The sequence below is a fragment of the Nocardioides lijunqiniae genome (assembly GCF_015024225.1).
GTDB lineage: Bacteria > Actinomycetota > Actinomycetes > Propionibacteriales > Nocardioidaceae > Nocardioides > Nocardioides lijunqiniae.
Window position 1 is genome coordinate 33,648 of sequence record NZ_JACJGM010000028.1, and the last position, 20,661, is coordinate 54,308.

Genomic DNA, 20,661 nt, shown 5'->3' on the forward strand with positions numbered 1-20,661 from the left:
TGTCGTGGAACGGTCCGGGCAGCTGCGGCCTGGCGTGCGGGACGCGCGCCGCCGGCCGCCGGGCGGCCTCCGCCGTCGCTCGCGCAGCCTGGCGCAGGCATGGGACAAGCTCCGGTGGGGCGCCCGGGTCGTCGGCCCCGGGCCGGCCCTCGCCGGCGGCGCCCGGCTGGTGCTGCTCCGCCTCGGACGCAGGGAGCGAGCCCGGGTCCGGCTGCGCTCGGGCGCGACCATCGGCTTCGACGTCGCCTCCCAGCTGCCGCCGGCTCTCGTCATGTTCCGCACGCTCATCGACCCCGAGTTCCGCTTCCTCTCCGAGGTCGCCGATCCCGACTGGGTCGTCGTGGACGTCGGGGCCGCGATCGGGCAGTTCTCGGTCTTCGCCGCACGGCTCCCGGTCGGTGAGGTGCACGCGTTCGAGCCCAGCAGCGGCAACGTGTCCTCGCTACGAGGCAACCTCGAGGACAACCGTCTCGGCGACCGGGTCCACGTGCACCAGGTGGCCCTCTCCGACCGGGTCGGGGAGCAGTCGTTCGCCACCCAGGGCAACAGCTACCTGAGCCGGCTCGACCGCCCCGACCCGGAGGGTCAGGGTCAGGCCTCGGAGCTGGTCGCCGTGCGCACGCTCACGGACGAGGTCGAGCGGCTGGGGCTGTCCCGGGTCTCGGTCCTCAAGGTCAACGTCGCCGGCTACGAGCCCGAGGTGCTGGGCGGTGCCACGGCGCTGCTCGCCCGCGGCGCCGCCTCCATCCTCGTGCTCCTCATCGGCGAGCGCTCGATCCCGTGGTACCGGCGGTGCCGCGCCTGGGGCTACCGCTTCTTCTTCTACTCCCCCGACGACCGGGTCCTGCACGAGGTGGAGGACCTCACGCTGAGCGCCCTGGAGCGCCCGCCCTGGCCGGCCCGGCACGTCATCGCGATCCATGCCGACTCGCTGGCGGGGTTGGACCTCGCGGCGGCGGGCATCTCGCTGCGGACCTCCGACCACGACGGAACCTGCGGTGCTCAGCGTGCGTCAGCACGGTGACGACCGGGCGGCGACGAACGCCCCGGCGGCGCCCGTGCGGCGCCGCCTCCTGGTCCTGGCGCTCGCGATCGGCGGCCTCGTGATGACGGCCCTCGCGACGAGCGCGGTGGGCTCCGCGCAGGGCGTCTACGTCGGCAAGGTCGAGGTGGTGGTCCACCTGCCCCGGACCCTGGCGGTGCCCAACCCGCTGGCCACCTCCAACCAGGAGGCCGTGCGCTTCGCCGCGCTGGTCGCCGAGGTCGCCACCAACGGCGAGGAGGTCCCGCGGGTCACCAACCAGTCGCTGACCCTCGCCGACCAGGGGCTGCGGCACGAGACCATGATCAGCCTGGTCAACCTCGGCGGGCAGTGGGCCAACGACTTCAGCCGGCCGTTCATCCGGGTGGAGGCCGTGGACGAGAGCCCCCAGGGCGTCTCCCGACGCCTGGAGGAGGGGATCGCGCGGGTGACCCGGGCCCTGGACCGGCTGCAGGACGACGCCGGCGTGCCGCCGCGGACGCGGGCCACCGCGAGCAGCGTGCCGGCGGTGCCCCAGGTGCGCTACGCGCCCACCCACCGCGAGCGCGCCATGGTCGCGACCGCGCTGCTGGGGCTGCTGCTCACCGTCGTGGCGTGCCGTCTCGGCACCCGCAGGCTCGACGGCCGTCGGGGGCGGCACCAGGCGTCCTCCGACCCCGGGGGCGGCCCACCGCCCCGCACGTCCGTGACGACCACGCCTGCCGCGCCGCACCGGCTCGGTCAGGCCTCATGGGGACAAGGTGATCCACATGGCATCTGATGCCGAGGCAGTGAGGTTCAACGGGGTCCTGGGCCTGGTGACACGGCGGTGGTACTTCGTCATCGCCGGGCTGCTGGTGACCCTCCCGCTCACCCATCTCGCGACGCAGCGCGTCTCCCCGGTCTACACGATGAAGGCGAGCGTGGTGCTCCTCGCGCCGGAGAAGACCGTCGGACCCGGTGGCAACCCCTACCTGGTGATGGGCGGCCTCGAGGCGGCGGTGGACGTCGCCGCCGCGGGACTCTCCTCCGACCCGGTCCAGGAGCGGCTCGCGGGCACCGGCGCCGTCTCCGGCCTCGTGGAGCGCGACACCGGCACGGCCGCCCCGATCCTCCTCGTCACCGTCGAGGCACCGTCGGCGGCGTCGGCCGCAGCCGGGCTCGAGGTGCTGGTCGACCAGGTCCCCGCCACGCTCTCGACCATCCAGTCCTCGGCCGGCGTCGAGGACCGGCAGCTCATCCGCTCCGAGGTCATCGCCTCCTCGAGGCAGCCGGCGGTCTCCTACCGGCCGCAGCTCCGGGCCGCGCTCATGGTGCTGGCGGCGGGGGTGGCGGCGACCCTGATGCTGACGGCGCTGGCCGACAGCCTGCTGCTGCGCAGGCGCCGCCGGCGCGCGCGGTCGGCGGAGCACGCCGTGCCCCAGCTGCGGATGACCGAGGAGCCGGACGACGCCGACGGTCGCGACGGGGTCGCCGACCTCACGGCCGCGCGTGGCCGGAAGCCCTGAGCGATGGGGTGGCAACGCGTCCTGGAGATGGTCACCGGGCTGCTGCTGCTCCGTCGGCTGCGCGACGCCGTCGTCCGCTGGGCGGAGGAGCACGACGTCGACGGCGTCGACTTCCTCACGCTGTACGTCGTCGTGCTCTTCGCCATCCCGGCCAGCCTGGTGGCGGCACCGCTGGGGGCCGCCGGCACCCCGGCCGGGATGCTCGCCCTGGTGGGAGCGTGCTGCTGGTTCCTCGACCGGATCTCCCGGGTCGACCGCCCGCTCGCCCGTCCCCACCCGGTGCGGACCGTGGGGACGCTGTTCGTCCTCGGGGTCCTGGCGAGCTACGTCGCGGCGATGTCGCGCCCGATCACCGGCACCGAGCTCAACAGCATCCACACGGCGCTGATCATGCTGGGCGGGTGGGCCGGCCTGGTCGTGATCGCCGCCGACGGCGTCACCAGCCACGACCGGATCACCCTGCTCGTGCGGCGACTGGTCGTCGGCGTCGGGGCGTGCGCCACCGTGGGGATCGTGCAGTTCGTGACCGGGCAGGCGCTCACGGACCGCCTGTCGATCCCCGGGCTGTCGGTCAACACGATCCTCCCGACCGTGGCACCCCGCGACGGCTTCAGCCGGGCGATCGGCACCACGATCAACCCCATCGAGTTCGGGGTGGTGATGGCCGCGATGCTGCCCCTGTGCGTCCACGTCGGCCTGCACGGCACCGGGGGCCTGGTGCGTCGCTGGTGGCCGACCCTCGTCGTCGTGCTCGCCGTCCCCTTCGCCAACTCGCGGTCGGGGTTCCTGGCGCTGCTCGCCGCGCTCCTGGTCATCTTCCCGCTGTGGCCGGCCCCGGTGCGCCTGCGCGCCTGCATCGTGGGCGCGTTCGGCACCGTCGGGCTCTTCCTGCTCGTGCCCGGCATGCTCGGCACGATCACCAGCATGTTCAGCGGTCTCTCCAGCGACCCGACCACCACCTCGCGCACGGGCAGCTACGAGCTCGGCTGGGCCTTCATCGAGCACGCGCCGCTCTTCGGGCGCGGGTTCATGACGTTCCTGCCGCCGTACCGGGTCATCGACAACCAGTACCTCGGGCTCCTCATCGACACCGGTCTGGTCGGCACGCTCGCGCTCGTGGCGACCTTCCTCACCGGGATCGGCGTGGCGCTGACCGTCCGCCGCCGGACCGCGTCCCCCGAGCTGCGGTCGCTGGCGGCGGCGCTCGCGGCGGGGATCAGCGGCCTGACCCTCAGCTATGCGTTCTTCGACGCGCTGACGTTCCCGACCGCCGCGGCCGTCACGGCCCTCTTGCTCGGCCTGGTGGACGCGCTCTGGAGGATCGTGAGCGCGGAGCGCTCCCCCACGCCGGTGCCCGCACCGATTCCGGCGACGCGTGCGCGCGACGGTGCGGCCGGCCCCTGAGGCTGCCTCAGCTCGAGCCGGGCACCCGCACCCGCGCGCCGGTCCGGTCGACGACGTTGCCGGACCACCGCACCCGCGCGTTCCTGACCAGGTGGTAGCCGTAGTAGCCCCGCACGAGCCTGTTCCCGGCGTAGGTGACCGTCCGGATGCCGTCGGAGTCGGAGAAGGCGCCGTCGGCGTAGACCGTGAAGCCCCCGCCCATCAGGAGGTTCCGGGTGACGGAGACGTCCGAGACGGCTCCGAAGTAGTTGTCGATCATCACCGCGGACGTCTGCGTCTGGTCCGAGACGTCGACGGTGCTGGTGGTCACCGAGATGTCCCTCACCCCACCGTCGATCTGGATCCCGTCGTAGTGCGGGGACCCCGGTGCGGCCAGGCCATGGACGTAGGAGCGCCGGACCCGCGTGCCGGACCCCGGGACGAGGCCGTTCTCGACCCCGGTGACCCGGGTCCGGATGATCGTGGGCGATCCCCCGACGATGCCGGAGGAGCCCGCCTGCCCGCGCATCCCGAGCCCGTCCACCTCGACGTCCTTGATGACCACGTCGGAGGCCGCCCGGTCCACCGTGACGACCCAGAAGCCCGACCCCCGGATCCGGGTGTTGCGGACGACGACGCGCGACGCCTTGATCGTCAGGGTGCCCCGGATGTCGAGCCCGTCGATGACCGTGCCCGGCCGGGTGACCGTGACGGAGCCGGAGGCCCGCAGCCGGGTGCCTCGCGGCACCCCGGTCGTGGCTGCCGACGGGAGCCCGCAGGCCGTGGGCCTCCAGGCGCACCCGGCGCGCGAGGTGACGTCGACGACCTGGCTGCGTCCGAGACGTCGCCCGCCGGCGCGGAGGACGGCGTGCACCCGGTGCTGCCCCGGACGCAGGCGACGCAGGTCGAGCACGACCCGGACCCGGCGGCCGGCCCTCGTGGGCGCCGAGGCCAGGACCCGGCTGCCGCTGCGCAGCACGACCCGCCCCGCGGGGACCCGGCCACCGGGCGCGGTCACGGTCACGACGGCGCGAGCCCTCCGCTGGTCCGAGACCCGACGGGCCATCCTCAGCCCGACCACGGCGCCGCCGGCCCGGGAGACCTCGGGGCCGGTCCGGGTGAGGTCGTCGGGGGCTCCCGACCAGCTCGGGGCCGGGACAGCGGCCAGGGCGGCGGCCAGGGCGGCGGCGGTCGCCGTGAGGACGACCAGCGCCGACCTGAGGGGGCGAGGGGGCATCCGGTCGTGCTGGCGCACTCGGACCTCCAGGGGCGTCGGGTCAGCCGCGCAGGGCGTGGGTCGCGCCTCAACGTACACCGCTGCGCGCCAAGCCCCTCCTCCTCGCGCACCGCCCGAGGCCGTGCGTCAGGGTGTGCCGCCCCACTCCTCCTCCCGCTCCCCCACACCGAAGAAGTGCGCCACGGCCGCCGCGATCCGGGGTGTGGCGAGGCCGTCGCCGTACGGGTTGACCGCGTGCGCCATGGCGTCGTACGCCGCCGGGTCGCTCAGCAGCGCGGAGACCTCCTCGACGATCCGGTCCTCGTCGGTGCCGACCAGCCGGACGGTGCCCGCGTGGACGGCCTCCGGCCGCTCGGTGTTGTCGCGCAGCACCAGCACCGGCTTGCCGAGGCTGGGCGCCTCCTCCTGCACGCCGCCGCTGTCGGTCAGCATCACCGAGCAGGCGTTCATCGCGAACGCGAAGTCGCCGTAGGACAGCGGCTCGGTGATCGTCACGTTGTCGAACCCCTGCAGCGGCGGGAGCAGCACCTCGCGGACGACCGGGTTGAGGTGCGCGGGGAGCACGAACCGCACGGAGGAGAACTCCTTCGCCAGCCGCGCGAGGGCCGCCGCCGTGTGGGCCATGGGCTCCCCCCACGACTCGCGGCGGTGGCTCGTCACCAGCACGGCCGGTCCGCCGTCCAGCACCCGCAGGTCCGGGTTCTCCACCGGCAGGTCGCGGGCGACGACCTCGAGGAGGGCGTCGATCACCGTGTTGCCGGTGACCAGGACGTCGGCGGGGTCGATGCCGTCGGCGAGCAGGTTGCGCCGGGAGAGCCGCGTCGGTGCGAAGTGGAGCGAGGCCAGCTGGGAGGTGAGCCGTCGGTTGACCTCCTCCGGGAACGGGTTGTAGCGGTCGTCGGTGCGCAGACCGGCCTCCACGTGGAGGACCGGCACCTGCTCGTAGAACGCCGCCAGCCCGGCGACGAACGAGGTGGTGGTGTCGCCCTGGACCATGACGGCGTCGGGCCGGAAGCGGCGGATCGCCCCGGTGACACCGGCCATCACGCGCGCGGTGAGGTCGGCCAGCTGCTGGCGGGGCTGGATGACGTCGAGGTCGAGGGCGGGCACGATCCCGAAGAGCCCGTTGACCTGGTCGAGCATCTCGCGGTGCTGTCCCGTCACGACGCTCACGACGTCCACGTCCGGAGCGGCGGAGAGCGCCCGGATGACCGTGACCAGCTTGATCGCCTCGGGCCTGGTCCCGTAGACCACCATCACCTTGGGCACGACTACCTCCAGAGCCCGCGGGTGTCGTAGACGACCTTGCCGGCGAGCCGCGACCGGCTCAGCGACCGGAAGTGGTCGTGGTCCACCAGCAGCACCACGATGTCCGCGGCGGCGATGGCGTCGCACGCGGCCTCGAGGCGGACGTTCGGGTGGTCGGCGAGCTGGTGCGGCAGGACGTGGGTCAGCGGCTCGGCGACCCGGATGTCGAGCTCGGGCTGCGCCTGGGCGATGGCGGCGACGATGTCGATGGCCGGGCTCTCGCGCAGATCGTCGACGTTGGCCTTGTAGGCCAGGCCCAGGCAGGCGATCGTCGGGTTGCGGAACCGCTCCGACTTGAGCGCCACCTGCTGGGCCACGTGGTGGGGCTTGTGGTCGTTGATCTGCCGTGCCGCCCGGATCAGGGTGGCCTCCTCCGGCGCGGCGCCGACGATGAACCAGGGGTCGACCGCGATGCAGTGACCTCCCACTCCCGGCCCCGGCGTGAGGACGTTGACCCGGGGGTGGTGGTTCGCGAGGCGGATCACCTCCCAGACGTCGAGCTCGATGCGCTCGCTGATCAGCGACAGCTCGTTGGCGAAGGCGATGTTGACGTCGCGGTAGGCGTTCTCCACGAGCTTGGCCATCTCGGCGCTCGCCGCGTCGGAGAGCACGATCTCGCCCTGCACGAACACCCGGTAGATCGCGGCCGCCTTCGCGGCGCACCGTGGCGTGATCCCGCCGATCACGCGGGCGTTGGTCACCATCTCGATCATGATCCGTCCCGGGAGCACCCGCTCGGGGCAGTGCGCGACGTAGACGTCGGGCACTCCCTCGGAGCTGTGCGGGAACACCAGGTCGGGCCGCAGCTCCGCCAGCCACCGGCTGACCTGCTCGGTGGTGCCGGGCGGCGAGGTGGACTCGAGGATGACCACCTCTCCTCCGCGCAGCATCGGCGCGATCTGCTCGCTGGCCTGCTGGACGTGGCGCAGGTCGGCCTGGTGGTCGTCGCGGAACGGCGTGGGCACCGCGATGATGTAGGCGTCGGCGGCCGGCGTCTCGGTCGAGGCGGTCAGGCGGCCCATGGCCACCGCGCCGCTCACGGCGGCGGACAGGTCGGGCTCGACGAACGGCACCTCGCCGTTCGCGACCGCCTTCACCGTGGCCTCGTTGACGTCGACCCCGACGACCTCGATGCCGCGTGTGGCCAGTGCCGCGGCGGTGGGGAGGCCGATGTAGCCCAGCCCCACGATGGCGATCCGTCCTGCGAAGACCTCGTTCATGGATGTTCCCTCCGTGGTGGGTGCGGTGCGGTCACGGCGTCGAGCCGCGTGGTCGAGCGGGGGCGCGGGTACGCCGGCTGCGGGCGGACGAGCTCGACCCCGACGAGCCCGATGAAGGCGAGGTTGGTGACCAGGTAGCGCCGCCACAGGCGGCGCGGCTCCTGGGCCACGCGGTAGGCCCACTCCAGGCCGAGGCGCTGCCACGAGCGCGGCGCGCGGGAGGTGACCCCTGCCAGGACGTCGAAGGAGCCACCGACGCCGTGCTGGACGGGGACGCCGAGCCGGTCGCCGTACCGGCCCAGGAAGATCTCCTTCTTGGGCGTCGTCATCCCGAGGAACAGCAGGTCCGGCGAGCACCCGGCGATCTGGTCCGCGACCCGTGCGGACTCCTCCTCGGCGAAGTAGCCGTCCCGGCTGCCCGCGAGGACGGCGCCCGGCCAGCGGCGGGCGACCTCGTCCTCGACCCTGGCCAGCACCGCGGCGGTGGCACCGAGCAGGAAGACCCGCAGGTGCAGCCGGTCGGCGACGCCGAGCAGCTCCTCGAAGAGGTCGATGCCCGCGACCCGTCCGGGCAGCGGCTGGCGCAGGAGCCGGCTCGCCCACACGACGGACTGCCCGTCCGCCAGGATGAGGTCGGCCTCGAGGAGCGAGTCACGCAGCACCGGGTCGGTCCTGAGCTTGGCGATCTTGGCGGCGTTGACCACGCCGATGAGCAGCCGCTCGTGCTGACGGACGGCCTCCTCGGCCAGCGCCACCGTCTGCTCGAGCGTCAGCGCGTCGACCTCCAGGCCGAAGAGCCGCCGGGTCGGGACCGCGGAGTCACGCATCGTCGACCCCCGACCGTCCGTCGAGCGGCGGGAGCCAGGCGTAGAGCAGCCATCCCAGCTCGTAGGGCCGGCACTCGTGGTCGACCGCCGCGGGCGGCAGCACCCGGTCGATGCCCGGGACGGTGGCGCCGCGCCGGACGGAGGTGACGGCGGCGGCGACGGCCCGGGCCGCCTTGCGCGGCTCACGCCGGCCGACCTTGCGCCACACCAGCCCGAAGCGCTCGCTGACCAGCTCCTCGACCACCTCCGGGTGCGTGTCGAGCCACTCCAGTCCTCGCCGCACCGACGGTCGGTGGTCGGCCCCGCCGGCCTCCCACAGGTCGAAGAGGACCATCGGGGCCATGGCGTGCTGGTGGACGCTGTAGACCGGGTAGGGCTCGACCACGCCGCCGTCGCGGCAGTCGTAGTGCCACCACCACTGACCGGCCGACCCCTGGGCCGCGCAGATGGCGGCCGCCGTGTGGTCGGCGTGCTCGAGCATCCAGCGCTCGCCCGTCAGCCGGGAGGCCCGGGCGAAGGCCTGCAGCGGGTACACCTGGTCGGCGAAGCTGCCGACGTGGGCACGCAGCCGGGACTGGGTGTGCGGCGGCAGGACGTGCGGGTAGGTGCCGCCCGGGCCGTGGTGGTGTCGCAGCAGCGCGGCCGCCCGGCCGACGAGGTCGCCGGTGTCGGCCTGGCCGGCATGGTCGGCGGCGGCCACCGCGGCGGTGAGCGTCCAGGCGATGTCCACCGTGGGCAGCGAGGTGCGCTCGCGCAGGAGGCGGCCCAGGCGCTCGAGCAGCACGCGCGGAGCCGAGCCCGCGACCTCCGCGGCGGCCCACAGCGCCAGCGCGGCGGCGCCCGGGTCGTCGGAGTGGAGTGCCTGCTCCGCGGTCCGCAGCGCCAGCTCGTCCGCGGTGCCGCCGCCGAGGGTCGCCCGCTGGCGCGCCACCGGCAGTCGTCCGAGCCCGAGGGCGGCCATCGCGGTGTAGCGCAGGCTGGATCCCTCCGCCTGGAGGCGGACGCCACCGCCGCCGCCGACCCCTCGGACCGTCTGGGCGAAGGACCCCGAGCTCGCGTCGTAGCCCGCCGCCAGGCCCCGCTCGGCGAGGGCGGTGAGGCGCATGACGCGGTCGGGAGCGGTCGGGTCATCGCCGAGCACGGCCGCGACGCGTGGCCGCCACGCGGCGGCGGCGTCCGCCTCGGCGGGGACGGTGGGCAGTGGGTGCACGGGGGTTCCCTTCGTCGGGCTCATGGCCGCACCACGGCGGGTGACCAGGCCAGGGGGATCAGCAGCCGCGGCCCGGCGGACCCGCGGGCGTCGAGCGCCCAGACGTCGGTGCTGCCGGCCTCCCCCTCGCGGGGAAGCCCGTAGAGCAGGGTGTCGTCGTCGAGCCACTCGACCTGGTCGTCGACGCTGGCCTGCTCGGCGTCCAGGACGGTCCGCTCACCGGTGGCCAGGTCGAGCACCGCCGGGGTCCACCAGGTGGCCCCGTCGCGCGTGCTCGCCTCCTTGTAGGCGATCCGGGTGCCGTCGGGCGAGAGCGACGGGCACTCGACGTGGTCCGCGACCGACGTGAGGGTGCGCGCGTCCAGGCTGCCCTCGACCAGGTAGGTCCTCCCGCCCGTGCCCACGGTCGCGTAGAACGTGTCCTCGTCGGCGAAGGTGACGCCCCAGACGTTGCGGTCGCGGGGCGTGACCCGCTCGCCGTCCAGCACGAGGGCGAACCTCTCGAGGTCGCCGTGTCCCCGGCCGTCGACGTCGCGGATCTCGGTCGCCGTCGAGAACCCCACCTGCAGGTAGTCGTGCCCGCTGACGAACGTCGTCGTCGAGACCATCGCCCCGTCCGCCGAGAGCCGGGCCCGGCTGGGGATCCCCGGCAGCGGGACCTGTTGCAGCTCGTGCCAGCCGGCGTCGTACTCGGTCAGGGAGTAGGTGGTCACGACGCCCCGCTCGGTGCGCAGGCAGGCCGTCACCTCGTCGGTCGCGTCCACCCGGTCGCAGCTCACGTCGCTCACCGTCCGCGGACCCGACGGGTCGTCCAGCCGGACCGTCGCCACCCGCCCGTAGCTGTCGTCGATGCCCGTGTGCCGGAAGACGATCCGAGGCCCCGAGGCCGGTCCTGCGGGCTCGTCGGCGTCCGACACGGTGGGCACGCTCGGCGGCCGCTGGTAGGTCCGTCGGTAGTCCGCGGCCGAGCCGACGGCGTACGCCGTCACGCCACCGACCACGACGAGGACGAGGGCGAGGAAGAGCGAGACCCGGGTGCGCCGGCTCATGGGGCCCCCGCCGCCTCGAGGTCCAGGCGGCGGGCCGAGGCGAAGGCGACCGGGAGGGCGAGGGCCAGGGCGACGCCCACGACGACCAGGGCCTGCCGGGGTCCGAGGACGAACCACAGCGCGCCGAAGGCCGCCGAGGAGACCATGCGGGCCAGCACCACCACCGTCTGCACGGACGCGATGCCGCTCGCTCTCAGCTCGTCCGGCACCAGGCGGCCGGCCAGGGCGGCGATCACCCCGTCGGTCGCGGCGTAGAACGTGCCGAGCAGCAGCAGGACGAGCAGCGTCGACGCCGTGGCGTCCAGCGACAGCGCCACGACGGCGTACGCCGCCAGCAGCGCGCCGTGACCGGCGATCAGCACCGTGGCCTTGCCGCGCCGGTCGGCGAGGCGACCGACCGGGATCGCGAGCGCGAGGTAGACGACGTTCGTGCCGACGTAGAGCAGGGGGAACCAGTGAGCGGCGAACCCGCCGAGCTCGAGCAGCGCGAGGTAGAGGAACCCGTCCCCCACCGTCACCAGGCCGAGCGCGCCGGCGACGACCACCAGGCGGACGAGCCCGGGTCGCGCCACCTCGCGCCACCGCACCGGGGCGCGGTCCCGCCGACGCTCGGGCACGGGCCGGTCCGGCACCAGGAGGCCGAGCAGGGCGACCCCCAGCACGGCGAACCCGAAGGAGATGACCATCACCGTGAGGTAGCCGTCCGGGATCCACCACAGGACCGCGAACGCGATGAGGGGACCGATCGCGGCCCCGGTCGTGTCCAGCGCCCGGTGGACCCCGAAGGCGTGCCCGAGGCTCTCCGGAGGCGTCGCCGCCGAGATCATCGCGTCGCGCGGGGCGGTACGCAGGCCCTTGCCGACCCGGTCGGCGGCGATCACGGCCGAGATGGCCGCCAGCCCGGTGCTGAAGAGCAGGAGGAAGCGCGCCACCGCCGACATGCCGTAGCCGAGGAACGCCACCCACTTGGGGTGTCCGCTCCGATCGGCCGCCCACCCGCCACCGATGCGCACCAGAGCGCTGACCCCTTGGTAGAGGGCGTCGACGAGCCCGTAGGAGACGGCGGAGAGACCGACCACCGCGGTCAGGTAGAGCGGCAGGATCGCCGCGACGGACTCCGAGGAGATGTCGGTGACGAGACTGACGATCCCCAGCGTGACGACCACCGGCGCGACGCGCCGCCGGCCCGCGACGGGAGCGTCGGGCGAGGCCGCGGGACGGTCGCTGAGCGTGAGGTACACCGGGTCAGCCCCGGCCGACGACGAGGCTGGCGAAGAGCGAGTAGTCCCGCGTCCCGGTGAGGTCAACGGTGACGACCACGCGGCTCCCGCCCCGGGCGAAGGCGGCGGCCGCGCTGCCGCCGCCGGCGCGGACCGGGACCTCCCGGAACCCCGCGCCGCTCATGGCCGCGCGGTAGAAGCGCAGCACCCGCTGCGGTGGCCGCGCACGGACGCCGACCAGGGCCACCTGCACCCGGTCCGCCGAGGGCGCCACACTGCTGCTGACCACGGAGCCTCCGGGCGTGCCCGGGAGCAGGCGGGCGGGGTAGCCGTCGACGAGCCGCCCACGGGCGAACACGGCCTCGGACGGCAGGTCCTCCCGGCTCGGGAGCGGCGCCGGCGCGGCGTCGCGCACGCCGGGAAGCCGGTACGCCGACTCCTCCCCGGGCTGCTCGGGCGCGATCCGCACCCCGCCCCTGGCACGCGGCGCGGGTCGTGGCGACGCTGCCCCGGACGACGGCCGCGACTCCGTCGCCCCGCTGGGCGTGGTCCCGGGCCGGCCCTGCGAGCTCTCGCTCGCAGCGCCGGCTCGGGCGTTCGGGGGCGCAACGCCGTCCGCGTCGGCGCTGCGATCCTGGCCGGTACCGAGGGCGAGCACACATCCCACGGCGACGGCCAGGCCCACGATGAGCGCGACAGCGGTCAGCATCGAGCGGCGATTCGACATCAACGAGCCCCTAGGCGAGCGGCGAGGAGCGTTCCGGTCCCTCGCTCCGTCCTCGAGCCTCTGGGATCGCCGCGTGCCGCCTAGGGGAACTGCGGGTCAGATACCCAAGACTGGGGAGCCCCTGCCGTCGAGCACCGCCGTCGTCCGGACGGCGACCTCCGGGTGAGCCGGGGTGAGCGGACGCCGCCGGGGCTCGTCACCAGCCGCCGGGGAAGCGACCCGAGCTGGACACCAGCGCGAGGGCGACCGCGGCGCTGATCGCCGCCGCGAGGAGCAGCTCCCGGCCGAGGTGGCGCCACGGTGGGACCAGCAGCAGGACCAGGCCGACCGAACCCGCGATCCCCAGCAGGAGCAGGGGATCCGCCGCCGCCGCGACCACGCCCAGCACGACTCCCAGCACCACCGCACGACGTACGGCGACCGGTCGGTCGCCGCGCGGGAGCCCGACGAGGGTCACCGCACCCGAGGTCGGCAGCTGGTCGGGGGCGAGCGTGCGCAGGAGCAGGGTCGCGGTCGCCGGGTCCACCACCACCACGACGTCGCGGAAGCGGTCGCGCAGGGCGTGGCGCCGCACCAGCTCGTCGAGCCGGTGCCCGCGGTCGGCCGGCGGGAAGCGCACCGGCGCCAGGGACACCTCGACCTGCGGGTCGGCCCCGAGGGCGAGCACCACCCGCTTGGCCTCGGCCGTCGGCGCCGTGAGCACGAGCGGGTCGCGCCCGTGCGAGGCGCGCAGCCCCGCCACCTCCGCCGCACCCGCGCTCGTGCTCACGACGAGGACACGCTGCAGGCCCGACATGCCTGCGAACATAGCCGGGACCTGCACTGAGCCGCCTGAGCCCGTCCCGGTCTCCGCCGGCGGGGCTGGTGTGGCGGGTGGTGCGACAAGCGACACTCAGCGTCGGCAGTTCGTCACCCCAGCGGGGCGGCCGAGCGTGAAGACCTCCACCCGGGGCGCGAACTGCCGACTTGGATGACCATAGGCAGGGCCCGCGCTGTTAGCGGGCGGCGCGGCGAAGCCGCCGCCGCCCGTGCGCCGCCACAGCAGCCCGGGAGAGGCTCGGAGTCAAGGACGCCCGCAGGGCGCCGCGAAGCGGGCGCCGAAGGCGATCCTCGACGCCGAGACCCGGGCTGCTACGCGCGCGGGCCACATCAGCCACGCACAACGCGGGTGGTTTCGAGGCTCGCTGCGCTCGCACCTCAACCACCGTGAGTCGCAGGTCGGCGTTCGACTCACGGGGTCTCGACGAGCGCTACTCGGCCTTGCTGCGCAGGTACGTGCCGGCTCCGAGGAAGACGAAGCCGGTCACGAGCAGGGCGATTGCGATCGTCGGGTCGCCGACGAAGAAGTTGGCGACGGCGGCGATGATCAGCGCGAGGGCGGCGAGATAGAGGTAGTTCACGCGGCCACCCTAACCACGCGGGGCCAGCTCGGAGCCGTCGCTCGGCGGCGCGACGGTGGCGTCGAAGGCCTCGAGGAAGACCTCGGCCAGCCCCTGCAACGGGCTGTCGACCACGTGCTGGGAGCGGAGGGTCAGTCCGGCCTCCGCCACCTCCGCGAGGACGCCGTCGAGGTCGAGGACCCGGTGCACGCCGATCCCCACCGGCACCGCGACGGTCGGGTCGTCGATCACCGGGTAGATGCCCACCTGCCGGATCTCGGTGTCCTGCTGGCGGACCTCGTGGATGCGGTAGCCCTGGCCGGACCGACCGGTCGTCTCGTGCACGTGGTCGGCCACGTCGGTGTCCTCGGAGCGCGTGACGACGATGCTGAACAGCACGGCCCCGCCCGGTGACAGGCGCTCGCGTGCGCGTCGCAGGACGGCCACCCGTCCGTCCCGGTCCAGGATCGAGATGGACGCGAGCAGCAGCACCACCAGGCCGTACTCCTGCGGGACGGAGTCCGGGAGGTCGATGACCGTCATGTCCCCCTGCTGGATGTGCAGCCGGCTGCGGATCCGCTCCCGCAGCACCGACACGCGCCCCTCCAGCTGGGCGAGCATGCCCGCGGACAGGTCAAGGGCCGTGACCTCACGGCCCATCTGCAGCAGGGGCAGCGTCAGCCGACCGTTGCCCGCTGCGAGCTCGAGCACGGGTCCGGGCACACGGCGCAGGACGTCGCGGAGGACGGCCACCTCCTCGGCGTCGACGCCGTAGCAGTCGTCGTAGATGGGTGCGCCGCTGAAGTCGTACAGGTCGCAGAGCCGGGCGCGGTCGCCGAGCTCGGCGACCGCGGTCGCCAGGCTGCCGAGGGGGTGCAGGGACCCGCCCTCCTGGAAGGCCGCGCCGGGGCCGGTGTCGGGAACGGTGTCGTGGACGTCGACCATCGCGATGGAGCCTTCCGAGAGCGCCCTCGGCCGGGGAGATCCGCCCGCCAGGCGCTCGCAAGGTAGTGGAGCCCCGCACGTCGATTGAAGGCCGGTCTCAGCAACCGAGACTCCGATGCCGCGGATTGCTTTCGTCCGTGACCTTTACTCGCCCGGATCGTCGAGTAGGGTGGCGCGATCATTGGCATCGATCGACTCGGGGATGTGGTGTCGTTGGGTAGCGCACGCAACAGCGCCACCTCGTTGGTCTCGGTGGTGTGCACCACCTACAACCGGGGTGCGGCCATCCGACGCACCCTCGCCTCGGTGCTCGCCCAGAGCGTGGCGGACCTCGAGCTGCTCGTGGTCTCCGACGGCAGCACCGACGACACCCACGACCACGTGGCCGCGGTCGCCGAGCAGGATCCGCGGGTCCGCCTGATCGTGATCGAGCACGGCGGCGTCCCGTCCCGCGCCATGAACGCCGGCATCGCCGCTGCTCGCGGCGACCACCTCGCCTACATCGACCACGACGACGAGTGGACGCCCGAGCACCTCGCGGTGCTGCTGCGGGAGCTGGAGGACGGGGCCGACCTGGCAGCGGCCGGGTCGACCTGGGTCGATCCCGCCGGCGAGCTCGTCTCCACCCGTCCGTCCGCCGCGCTCTTCTGGCATCCCGACATCCAGGTGATCAACCCGGTCTTCGAGAACTCCCAGGCCGCCCACCGGACCGAGTGGATCGAGCGGGTCGGTCCCTGGCGCGAGGAGGAGTTCGGCCTGGAGGACTGGGACATGTGGCTGCGGATGTCCGACGCCGGCGCCCGGGTCTCGACGGTCGAGACACCCACCGTCCGCAAGACGATGGCGCGGTCCAACCGGCACCGCTCGCTCCCCCAGCGGCACGTGCTCGAGCTCGTGCGCTGCCCCTCGGTCCGGGCCGCGTGGCAGGCCGCGCGTGCCCTGAGCCACCCGGCCACCGCGGCGCGGCTGGCCGAGGCCGCAGGCACCGACGCCGAGACCTGGTACCAGGAGCTGGCCGGCACCGACCGCTTCGTCTTCCCGCGCGGCTTCGCCCCGACCCGGGAGGAGGCGGTCCGGCGGGTGCCCGAGGCCCTGCGCCACAGCCGGGACGCCGACCGCGGCCTCGAGGACCCGGTGAGCATGCGCATCGAGCCCCGCGGCGACGGTGCCGTCCTGGTCCAGGACATCAGCTGCATGACCGCCGAGCACGCCGCCCGCTACGCCCGGACCCTGCGCCGCGCCCAGCCGACGGTGTTCGCCATCGTCGACGAGGTGACGGCCGACTGGGCGCGCGAACCGATGGCGAGCGGCGTCCGCATGACGTAGCGCCCGACGGCTCTCACCGCACCCACACCTCCAGGAAAGGGAACCCCGTGACTGCTGCTCCGGCTCAGGAGACGACCGAGCGAGACCCGGTCGCGACCGCGCGCGCGCTCTACCTCGACCTCATCCAGCGGGTGCTGGTGAACTCGATCTACGAGGACCCCGGGATGCTCTACCCCGACGGCGCCACCCGCGAGGAGATCGCGCAGCACCGGGAGACGGTGGCGTTCGACCGCAAGCGCCGTCTCAACGGGTTCGACTTCCCCAGCCAGGCGCACACCATGATCGGCACCCGCCGCATGGACAACCTGCGCGAGTGCGTGGAGACGGTGCTCGCCGACGACGTGCCGGGCGACCTCATGGAGACCGGGGTCTGGCGCGGAGGGGCGACCATCTTCATGCGGGCGATCCTCAAGGCCCACGACGTCACCGACCGCACGGTGTGGGTGGCCGACTCCTTCGAGGGGCTGCCGCCGGCGGACGCCGAGGCCTACCCGATCGACGCCGGCATCCCCTTCGACGCGATGACCGACGTGCTCGGCGTGTCCCTGGAGCAGGTCCAGGAGAACTTCCGTCGCTACGACCTCCTCGACGAGCAGGTCCACTTCCTCAAGGGCTTCTTCCGCGACACCCTGCCGGGCGCTCCGGTCGAGCGGCTCGCGGTGCTGCGCCTGGACGGTGACATGTACGAGTCGACGATCAACGCGCTCGACTCGCTCTACCCGCGCCTGTCCCCCGGCGGCTTCCTGATCATCGACGACTACCGCCTGGTGCCCGCCTGCCGGCAGGCCGTCACCGACTACCGGGCCACGCACGGGATCACGACCACCATCACCGCGATCGACGCCTGCGGATCCTTCTGGCGCAAAGAGGACGACGCCGGCTCGTCGCGCGCGCGTGGGCTCGCGTGAGTCCGGTCGCGAGCCCCACCCCGGGGGCGCTAGCCGGCAGAGCGGAGCAGGGCGTCCAGCCGCACGGACTCGGCGTACTCCGGCAGCCCGCCGCTGTCCTGCCACCACGCCAGGGAGTGCGCCGCGCCGTCCCGCTCCGAGAGGACCAGGTCCTGCGCGGCGGGCAGCGGCAGTCCCACGTCGGGGTCGGAGATCGCGACGGACTGCTCGTTGGCCGCGACGTAGACCGTCGAGAGCAGGTAGGTGATCACCGTGTCGTCGGCGGTCGCGAGGTAGGCGTGCCCCACCCCCACCGGCATCGAGACGATGCGGCCCACCTCCGGGTCCAGCTCCACCATCTCGACCTGGCCGAACGTCGGCGAGCCCACGCGCAGGTCCACCACGAAGTCGAGGGCGCTCCCGGCCGAGCACCACACGAGCTTGGCGCACCCCGGCGCCGTGGTCGTGAAGTGGATGCCCCGCGCGACCCCGGCCCGCGAGCGGCTCTGGCTCACCTGCGCGACCGGGAACGCGATCTCCGGCGGCATCACGTCGGCATCGGCGGAGAAGGTGCTCAGGAAGTGGCCACGGTCGTCCCGAAAGATCTCAGGAGTCACCATGCACACACCAGGAATCCGTGAGGCACCGATGAGCATCCCCACACCTTCGCACACGACGCCGTGCCGCATCTGCGGCGGAGCGGTCGAGCGCTTCCTCGACCTGGGCGACCAGCCCCTGTCCGACGCCTTCCGCAAGCCGGACGAGTCGGACGACGAGTTCTTCTTCCGCCTCGAGGTCGGGCGCTGCACCGGCTGCACCATGACCCAGCTGCTGCACGAGGTGCCTCGCGAGCGGATGTTCCACGCCGACTACCCCTACCGCTCGTCGGGCTCGACGACGATGGCCGCGCACTTCCGGGCGATCGCGCAGCGGTTCCTCGCCGAGGAGCTGACCGGGTCCGACCCGTTCATCGTCGAGATCGGCAGCAACGACGGCGTCATGCTGCGCACCGTCGCCGAGGCGGGGGTGCGCCACCTCGGGGTCGACCCGTCCGCCGGGGTCGGGCTGACCGCCCAGGAGCAGGGGGTGCGGGTGCGCACCGACTTCTTCGAGGAGCGGAGCGCCCTCGAGGTCGTGGCCGACGAGGGACGCGCCGACGTCATCTACGCCGCCAACACGTTCTGCCACATCCCCTACCTCGACTCCGTGCTCGCCGGCGCCAGGGCACTGCTCGGCGACGACGGCATCTTCGTCTTCGAGGACCCCTACATCGGCGACATCCTGCGGCGCCGGTCCTTCGACCAGATCTACGACGAGCACTTCTACTTCTTCTCCGCCACCTCCGTGAGAGCGATGGCCGTGCAGCACGGCTTCGAGCTGGTCGACGTCGAGCGCCTCGACGTCCACGGGGGCGAGGTCCGCTACACGCTGGCCCGCCCCGGGAGGCGCACCGTGACGCAGGCGGTGCACGACCTCCTGCTGGAGGAGTCGACGTCGGGGCTCGACCGTGCGGAGCCCTACGAGACGTTCGCCCGCGCGGTCATGGCGATCCGCGACGACCTCCGCTCGACCCTCGAGCGGCTGCGCGACGAGGGCCGGCGCGTGGTCGGGTACGGCGCCACGGCGAAGAGCGCCACGGTCAACAACTTCTGCGGCATCGACCGGGACCTGGTGGCCGTCGTCTACGACACCACCGAGGAGAAGCAGGGCCGGGTCACGCCCGGGCAGCACATCCCGGTGGAGGACATGAGCGGCTTCGCCACCGACCCGGCGCCGATCGCCCTCCTCTACGCGTGGAACCACGCCGAGGAGATCAAGCGCAAGGAGCAGGCGTTCGCCGACCGCGGCGGTCGCTGGCTCACCTACGTGCCGGAGGTCCGTCTGGACTGACCCGGCGTCGTCTGCCCTCAGCCGCTGCGCGACGCGCCGTCGTCGTGCCGCCCCCGCGCCACCCGTCGACTCCGTCGCCGACACGGCGCAGCTCCAGGAAGGAACTCGGACTTCCGTGCCTCATCCCCGCTCGACCCTCCCCACCCTCTCGGTGCGCGAACCTGCCGGGGGCCCACTCGGCCCCTTAGGGACGTAGCCGCCGATGCTCGACGTATCCCAGGTGCTGGCGCCCGACACCGGTCTGGTCGCCGCCCACGGCGTCATCGCGCCCGGCGCCGACGGGAACCCCCTGTGGAGCGTGGGCGCCCAGCTCGCCTGCGAGCACGCCCCCGACCCGGACGAGCCGGTCCTGCTCTCCACCTGCCGCACCGGCGCCTGCTCGGTCTCGCGCAGCGGCGCCACCGTGCGCACCGCGGGTGAGGCCGTGGAGCGCGCGGCCCTGCACGGGGCACCGGCCCTCTCGGCGCCGTACGCCGCCGTCCGCGACCGCGCCTTCCCCTACTTCGATCCGCAGCACAGCCTGGGCGCCGATCCCGGCCACCGTGTGCTGCGCTGGTACGAGGCACGGCGGGTCACCGACGGTCGTGACTACCTCGTGCCGGCCGGCCTGGTCGACTACCCGGCGGCCCCCGAGGACCGGGTCGGCTTCGACCCCGGCCCGTCGGGCGCCGCGGCCGGGCCGTCGTACGACGCCGCGCTGAAGGCGGCCCTGCTCGAGACCCTGGAGCGCGACGCCGTGATCGTGTCGTGGGCGCGTCAGCTGACGCTGCGGGCGATCGACGTCGAGCCGCCGAGCACGGCCGGCAGCGACCCGGTGTGGTCCCAGGTGCGCGCCACCATGACCGCGGCCCGCGGTGCGGGGCTGACGCCGGTGTTCGCCGAGATCCCCACCGCGGTCGCGGGCGTCACCTGCCTGGTGGGCGGGGTGCGTGCCGAGCTGCGCGGGGCGACGTCCCTGTGCCTGGGCGCCAAGGCCTCCGACCACCTGGGCAAGGCGGTCCTGGGGGCGCTCGAGGAGAGCTTCCAGCTCTACTACGGCCTGCGCACCGCGGGGTCGGACTACCTCGACGAGCCGGTCGCCGCCCGGGTGACCTGTGACGCCGAGCGCGTGCGGTTCCTGGCCTCGGCGCGGGGTGTGGACGCCCTGCTGGGATGGCTCGACGCGCCGCTGCCGACGCGTCCGGTCGCGACGGAGGCACCGGTGAGCGCCGAGTCGCTCATGCTCGCCATGATCGAGGACGGCCTCGACCCGCTGGTCCTCGACCTGTCGGAGCGGCTGCCGCCGCGCCTGCGCGCGGCGGGGTGGGCGGTGGTCAAGGTGATCCCGGCCGGCTACCAGCCACTGCGCATCGACGAGCGGCACGACTTCGGCTGGCACGCCGGCCGTCTCGACAGCGCTCCGCATCGCACCGGGACCCGCGCCCGGCACCCGCCAGGAGGTGTCTACGACCTTCCACACCCACTGCCATAGCCACACCAGCGACGCGCAGGGAGCCGACCGGCTCACCGGCAGCGTCGAGCGAA

General features: G+C 73.7%; 20 protein-coding genes. 8 read left to right on the forward strand and 12 right to left on the reverse strand.

Annotated elements, in window-relative coordinates; all coding sequences use genetic code 11:
- Nucleotides 1-4 precede the first annotated feature (4 nt).
- The 4 genes from IRQ30_RS16425 to IRQ30_RS16440 are packed head-to-tail and all read left to right on the forward strand — an operon-like array spanning nt 5 to nt 3,933.
- Nucleotides 5-1,024 carry an FkbM family methyltransferase gene (locus IRQ30_RS16425; RefSeq protein WP_193614066.1) on the forward strand — a complete coding sequence of 340 codons (1,020 nt, stop codon included), beginning with the start codon at nt 5-7 and terminating at the stop codon, nt 1,022-1,024.
- Entirely contained in the window at nt 1,008-1,802 is a 795-nt protein-coding gene (locus IRQ30_RS16430; protein WP_193614067.1) for a hypothetical protein, read from the forward strand. Before IRQ30_RS16425 ends, IRQ30_RS16430 begins: the two co-directional genes overlap by 17 nt.
- The gene (locus IRQ30_RS16435; RefSeq protein ID WP_193614068.1) at nt 1,792-2,529 is read left to right on the forward strand and encodes a hypothetical protein; all 738 of its coding nucleotides are present in this window, start codon (nt 1,792-1,794) and stop codon (nt 2,527-2,529) included. Before IRQ30_RS16430 ends, IRQ30_RS16435 begins: the two co-directional genes overlap by 11 nt.
- Nucleotides 2,530-2,532: 3 nt before the next feature.
- Nucleotides 2,533-3,933 (forward strand): O-antigen ligase family protein, encoded by a 1,401-nt coding sequence (locus tag IRQ30_RS16440; protein ID WP_193614069.1) that lies wholly within the window; start codon nt 2,533-2,535, stop codon nt 3,931-3,933.
- A gap of 7 nt (nt 3,934-3,940) precedes the next feature.
- Here IRQ30_RS16440 and IRQ30_RS16445 read toward each other — a convergent pair whose 3' ends face one another.
- From IRQ30_RS16445 to mpaM, 11 genes are all read right to left on the reverse strand, one after another.
- Nucleotides 3,941-5,149, reverse strand: a complete 1,209-nt coding sequence (locus tag IRQ30_RS16445) for a right-handed parallel beta-helix repeat-containing protein (RefSeq protein WP_193614070.1) — start codon at nt 5,147-5,149, stop codon at nt 3,941-3,943.
- 126 nt (nt 5,150-5,275) lie between these two features.
- Entirely contained in the window at nt 5,276-6,418 is a 1,143-nt protein-coding gene (gene wecB, locus IRQ30_RS16450; RefSeq protein ID WP_193614071.1) for a non-hydrolyzing UDP-N-acetylglucosamine 2-epimerase, read from the reverse strand.
- Nucleotides 6,419-6,420: 2 nt separating this feature from the next.
- Nucleotides 6,421-7,677, reverse strand: a complete 1,257-nt coding sequence (wecC, locus tag IRQ30_RS16455; protein ID WP_193614072.1) for a UDP-N-acetyl-D-mannosamine dehydrogenase — start codon at nt 7,675-7,677, stop codon at nt 6,421-6,423.
- The gene (locus tag IRQ30_RS16460) at nt 7,674-8,504 is read right to left on the reverse strand and encodes a WecB/TagA/CpsF family glycosyltransferase (RefSeq protein WP_193614073.1); all 831 of its coding nucleotides are present in this window, start codon (nt 8,502-8,504) and stop codon (nt 7,674-7,676) included. Before IRQ30_RS16460 ends, wecC begins: the two co-directional genes overlap by 4 nt.
- Entirely contained in the window at nt 8,497-9,714 is a 1,218-nt protein-coding gene (locus tag IRQ30_RS16465) for a hypothetical protein (RefSeq protein ID WP_193614074.1), read from the reverse strand. The genes IRQ30_RS16460 and IRQ30_RS16465 overlap by 8 nt, the downstream gene beginning before the upstream one ends.
- Before the next feature lie 20 nt (nt 9,715-9,734).
- On the reverse strand, nt 9,735-10,763 hold the full coding sequence (locus tag IRQ30_RS16470; protein WP_193614075.1) for a TolB-like translocation protein: 1,029 nt from the start codon (nt 10,761-10,763) through the stop codon (nt 9,735-9,737).
- Nucleotides 10,760-12,004, reverse strand: a complete 1,245-nt coding sequence (locus IRQ30_RS16475; RefSeq protein WP_193614076.1) for an MFS transporter — start codon at nt 12,002-12,004, stop codon at nt 10,760-10,762. The genes IRQ30_RS16470 and IRQ30_RS16475 overlap by 4 nt, the downstream gene beginning before the upstream one ends.
- A 4-nt stretch (nt 12,005-12,008) precedes the next feature.
- The gene (locus IRQ30_RS16480) at nt 12,009-12,452 is read right to left on the reverse strand and encodes a hypothetical protein (RefSeq protein ID WP_193614077.1); all 444 of its coding nucleotides are present in this window, start codon (nt 12,450-12,452) and stop codon (nt 12,009-12,011) included.
- A gap of 454 nt (nt 12,453-12,906) precedes the next feature.
- Entirely contained in the window at nt 12,907-13,506 is a 600-nt protein-coding gene (locus IRQ30_RS16485) for a hypothetical protein (RefSeq protein WP_193614078.1), read from the reverse strand.
- A gap of 454 nt (nt 13,507-13,960) precedes the next feature.
- Nucleotides 13,961-14,110, reverse strand: coding sequence for a hypothetical protein (locus tag IRQ30_RS16490; RefSeq protein WP_193608093.1), 150 nt, complete (start codon nt 14,108-14,110; stop codon nt 13,961-13,963).
- A 9-nt stretch (nt 14,111-14,119) separates the two neighbouring features.
- On the reverse strand, nt 14,120-15,034 hold the full coding sequence (mpaM, locus tag IRQ30_RS16495) for a daptide-type RiPP biosynthesis methyltransferase (protein WP_193614079.1): 915 nt from the start codon (nt 15,032-15,034) through the stop codon (nt 14,120-14,122).
- A 213-nt stretch (nt 15,035-15,247) separates the two neighbouring features.
- Here mpaM and IRQ30_RS16500 point away from each other — a divergent pair, with 213 nt between their 5' ends.
- Both IRQ30_RS16500 and IRQ30_RS16505 read left to right on the forward strand, forming a co-directional pair.
- On the forward strand, nt 15,248-16,360 hold the full coding sequence (locus IRQ30_RS16500) for a glycosyltransferase family 2 protein (protein WP_193614080.1): 1,113 nt from the start codon (nt 15,248-15,250) through the stop codon (nt 16,358-16,360).
- A gap of 47 nt (nt 16,361-16,407) precedes the next feature.
- Complete coding sequence (locus IRQ30_RS16505; RefSeq protein ID WP_193614081.1) at nt 16,408-17,268, forward strand: TylF/MycF/NovP-related O-methyltransferase; 861 nt, start codon at nt 16,408-16,410, stop codon at nt 17,266-17,268.
- A 29-nt stretch (nt 17,269-17,297) separates the two neighbouring features.
- Here the strand turns inward: IRQ30_RS16505 and IRQ30_RS16510 are convergent, their stop codons facing one another.
- Nucleotides 17,298-17,936, reverse strand: coding sequence for a dTDP-4-dehydrorhamnose 3,5-epimerase family protein (locus IRQ30_RS16510; protein WP_338089758.1), 639 nt, complete (start codon nt 17,934-17,936; stop codon nt 17,298-17,300).
- On the opposite strand from IRQ30_RS16510, the gene IRQ30_RS16515 reads away from it, so the two are divergent.
- Both IRQ30_RS16515 and IRQ30_RS16520 read left to right on the forward strand, forming a co-directional pair.
- Nucleotides 17,896-19,137, forward strand: coding sequence for a class I SAM-dependent methyltransferase (locus tag IRQ30_RS16515; protein ID WP_193614083.1), 1,242 nt, complete (start codon nt 17,896-17,898; stop codon nt 19,135-19,137). The genes IRQ30_RS16510 and IRQ30_RS16515 overlap by 41 nt on opposite strands.
- Before the next feature lie 202 nt (nt 19,138-19,339).
- Entirely contained in the window at nt 19,340-20,608 is a 1,269-nt protein-coding gene (locus tag IRQ30_RS16520; protein WP_193614084.1) for a YcaO-like family protein, read from the forward strand.
- The last annotated feature ends 53 nt before the right edge of the window (nt 20,609-20,661 follow it).

What these genes read in the sequence shown, in the direction of transcription:
- wecC (WP_193614072.1), bottom strand. Translation starts at nt 7,677, where the DNA reads ATGAACGAGGTCTTCGCAGGACGGATCGCCATCGTGGGGCTGGGCTAC.
- IRQ30_RS16445 (WP_193614070.1), bottom strand. Translation starts at nt 5,149, where the DNA reads ATGCCCCCTCGCCCCCTCAGGTCGGCGCTGGTCGTCCTCACGGCGACC.
- IRQ30_RS16440 (WP_193614069.1), top strand. Translation starts at nt 2,533, where the DNA reads ATGGGGTGGCAACGCGTCCTGGAGATGGTCACCGGGCTGCTGCTGCTC.
- mpaM (WP_193614079.1), bottom strand. Translation starts at nt 15,034, where the DNA reads ATGGTCGACGTCCACGACACCGTTCCCGACACCGGCCCCGGCGCGGCC.
- IRQ30_RS16485 (WP_193614078.1), bottom strand. Translation starts at nt 13,506, where the DNA reads ATGTCGGGCCTGCAGCGTGTCCTCGTCGTGAGCACGAGCGCGGGTGCG.
- IRQ30_RS16510 (WP_338089758.1), bottom strand. Translation starts at nt 17,936, where the DNA reads ATGCGGCACGGCGTCGTGTGCGAAGGTGTGGGGATGCTCATCGGTGCC.
- IRQ30_RS16435 (WP_193614068.1), top strand. Translation starts at nt 1,792, where the DNA reads ATGGCATCTGATGCCGAGGCAGTGAGGTTCAACGGGGTCCTGGGCCTG.
- IRQ30_RS16470 (WP_193614075.1), bottom strand. Translation starts at nt 10,763, where the DNA reads ATGAGCCGGCGCACCCGGGTCTCGCTCTTCCTCGCCCTCGTCCTCGTC.
- IRQ30_RS16460 (WP_193614073.1), bottom strand. Translation starts at nt 8,504, where the DNA reads ATGCGTGACTCCGCGGTCCCGACCCGGCGGCTCTTCGGCCTGGAGGTC.
- IRQ30_RS16515 (WP_193614083.1), top strand. Translation starts at nt 17,896, where the DNA reads ATGAGCATCCCCACACCTTCGCACACGACGCCGTGCCGCATCTGCGGC.
- IRQ30_RS16520 (WP_193614084.1), top strand. Translation starts at nt 19,340, where the DNA reads ATGCTCGACGTATCCCAGGTGCTGGCGCCCGACACCGGTCTGGTCGCC.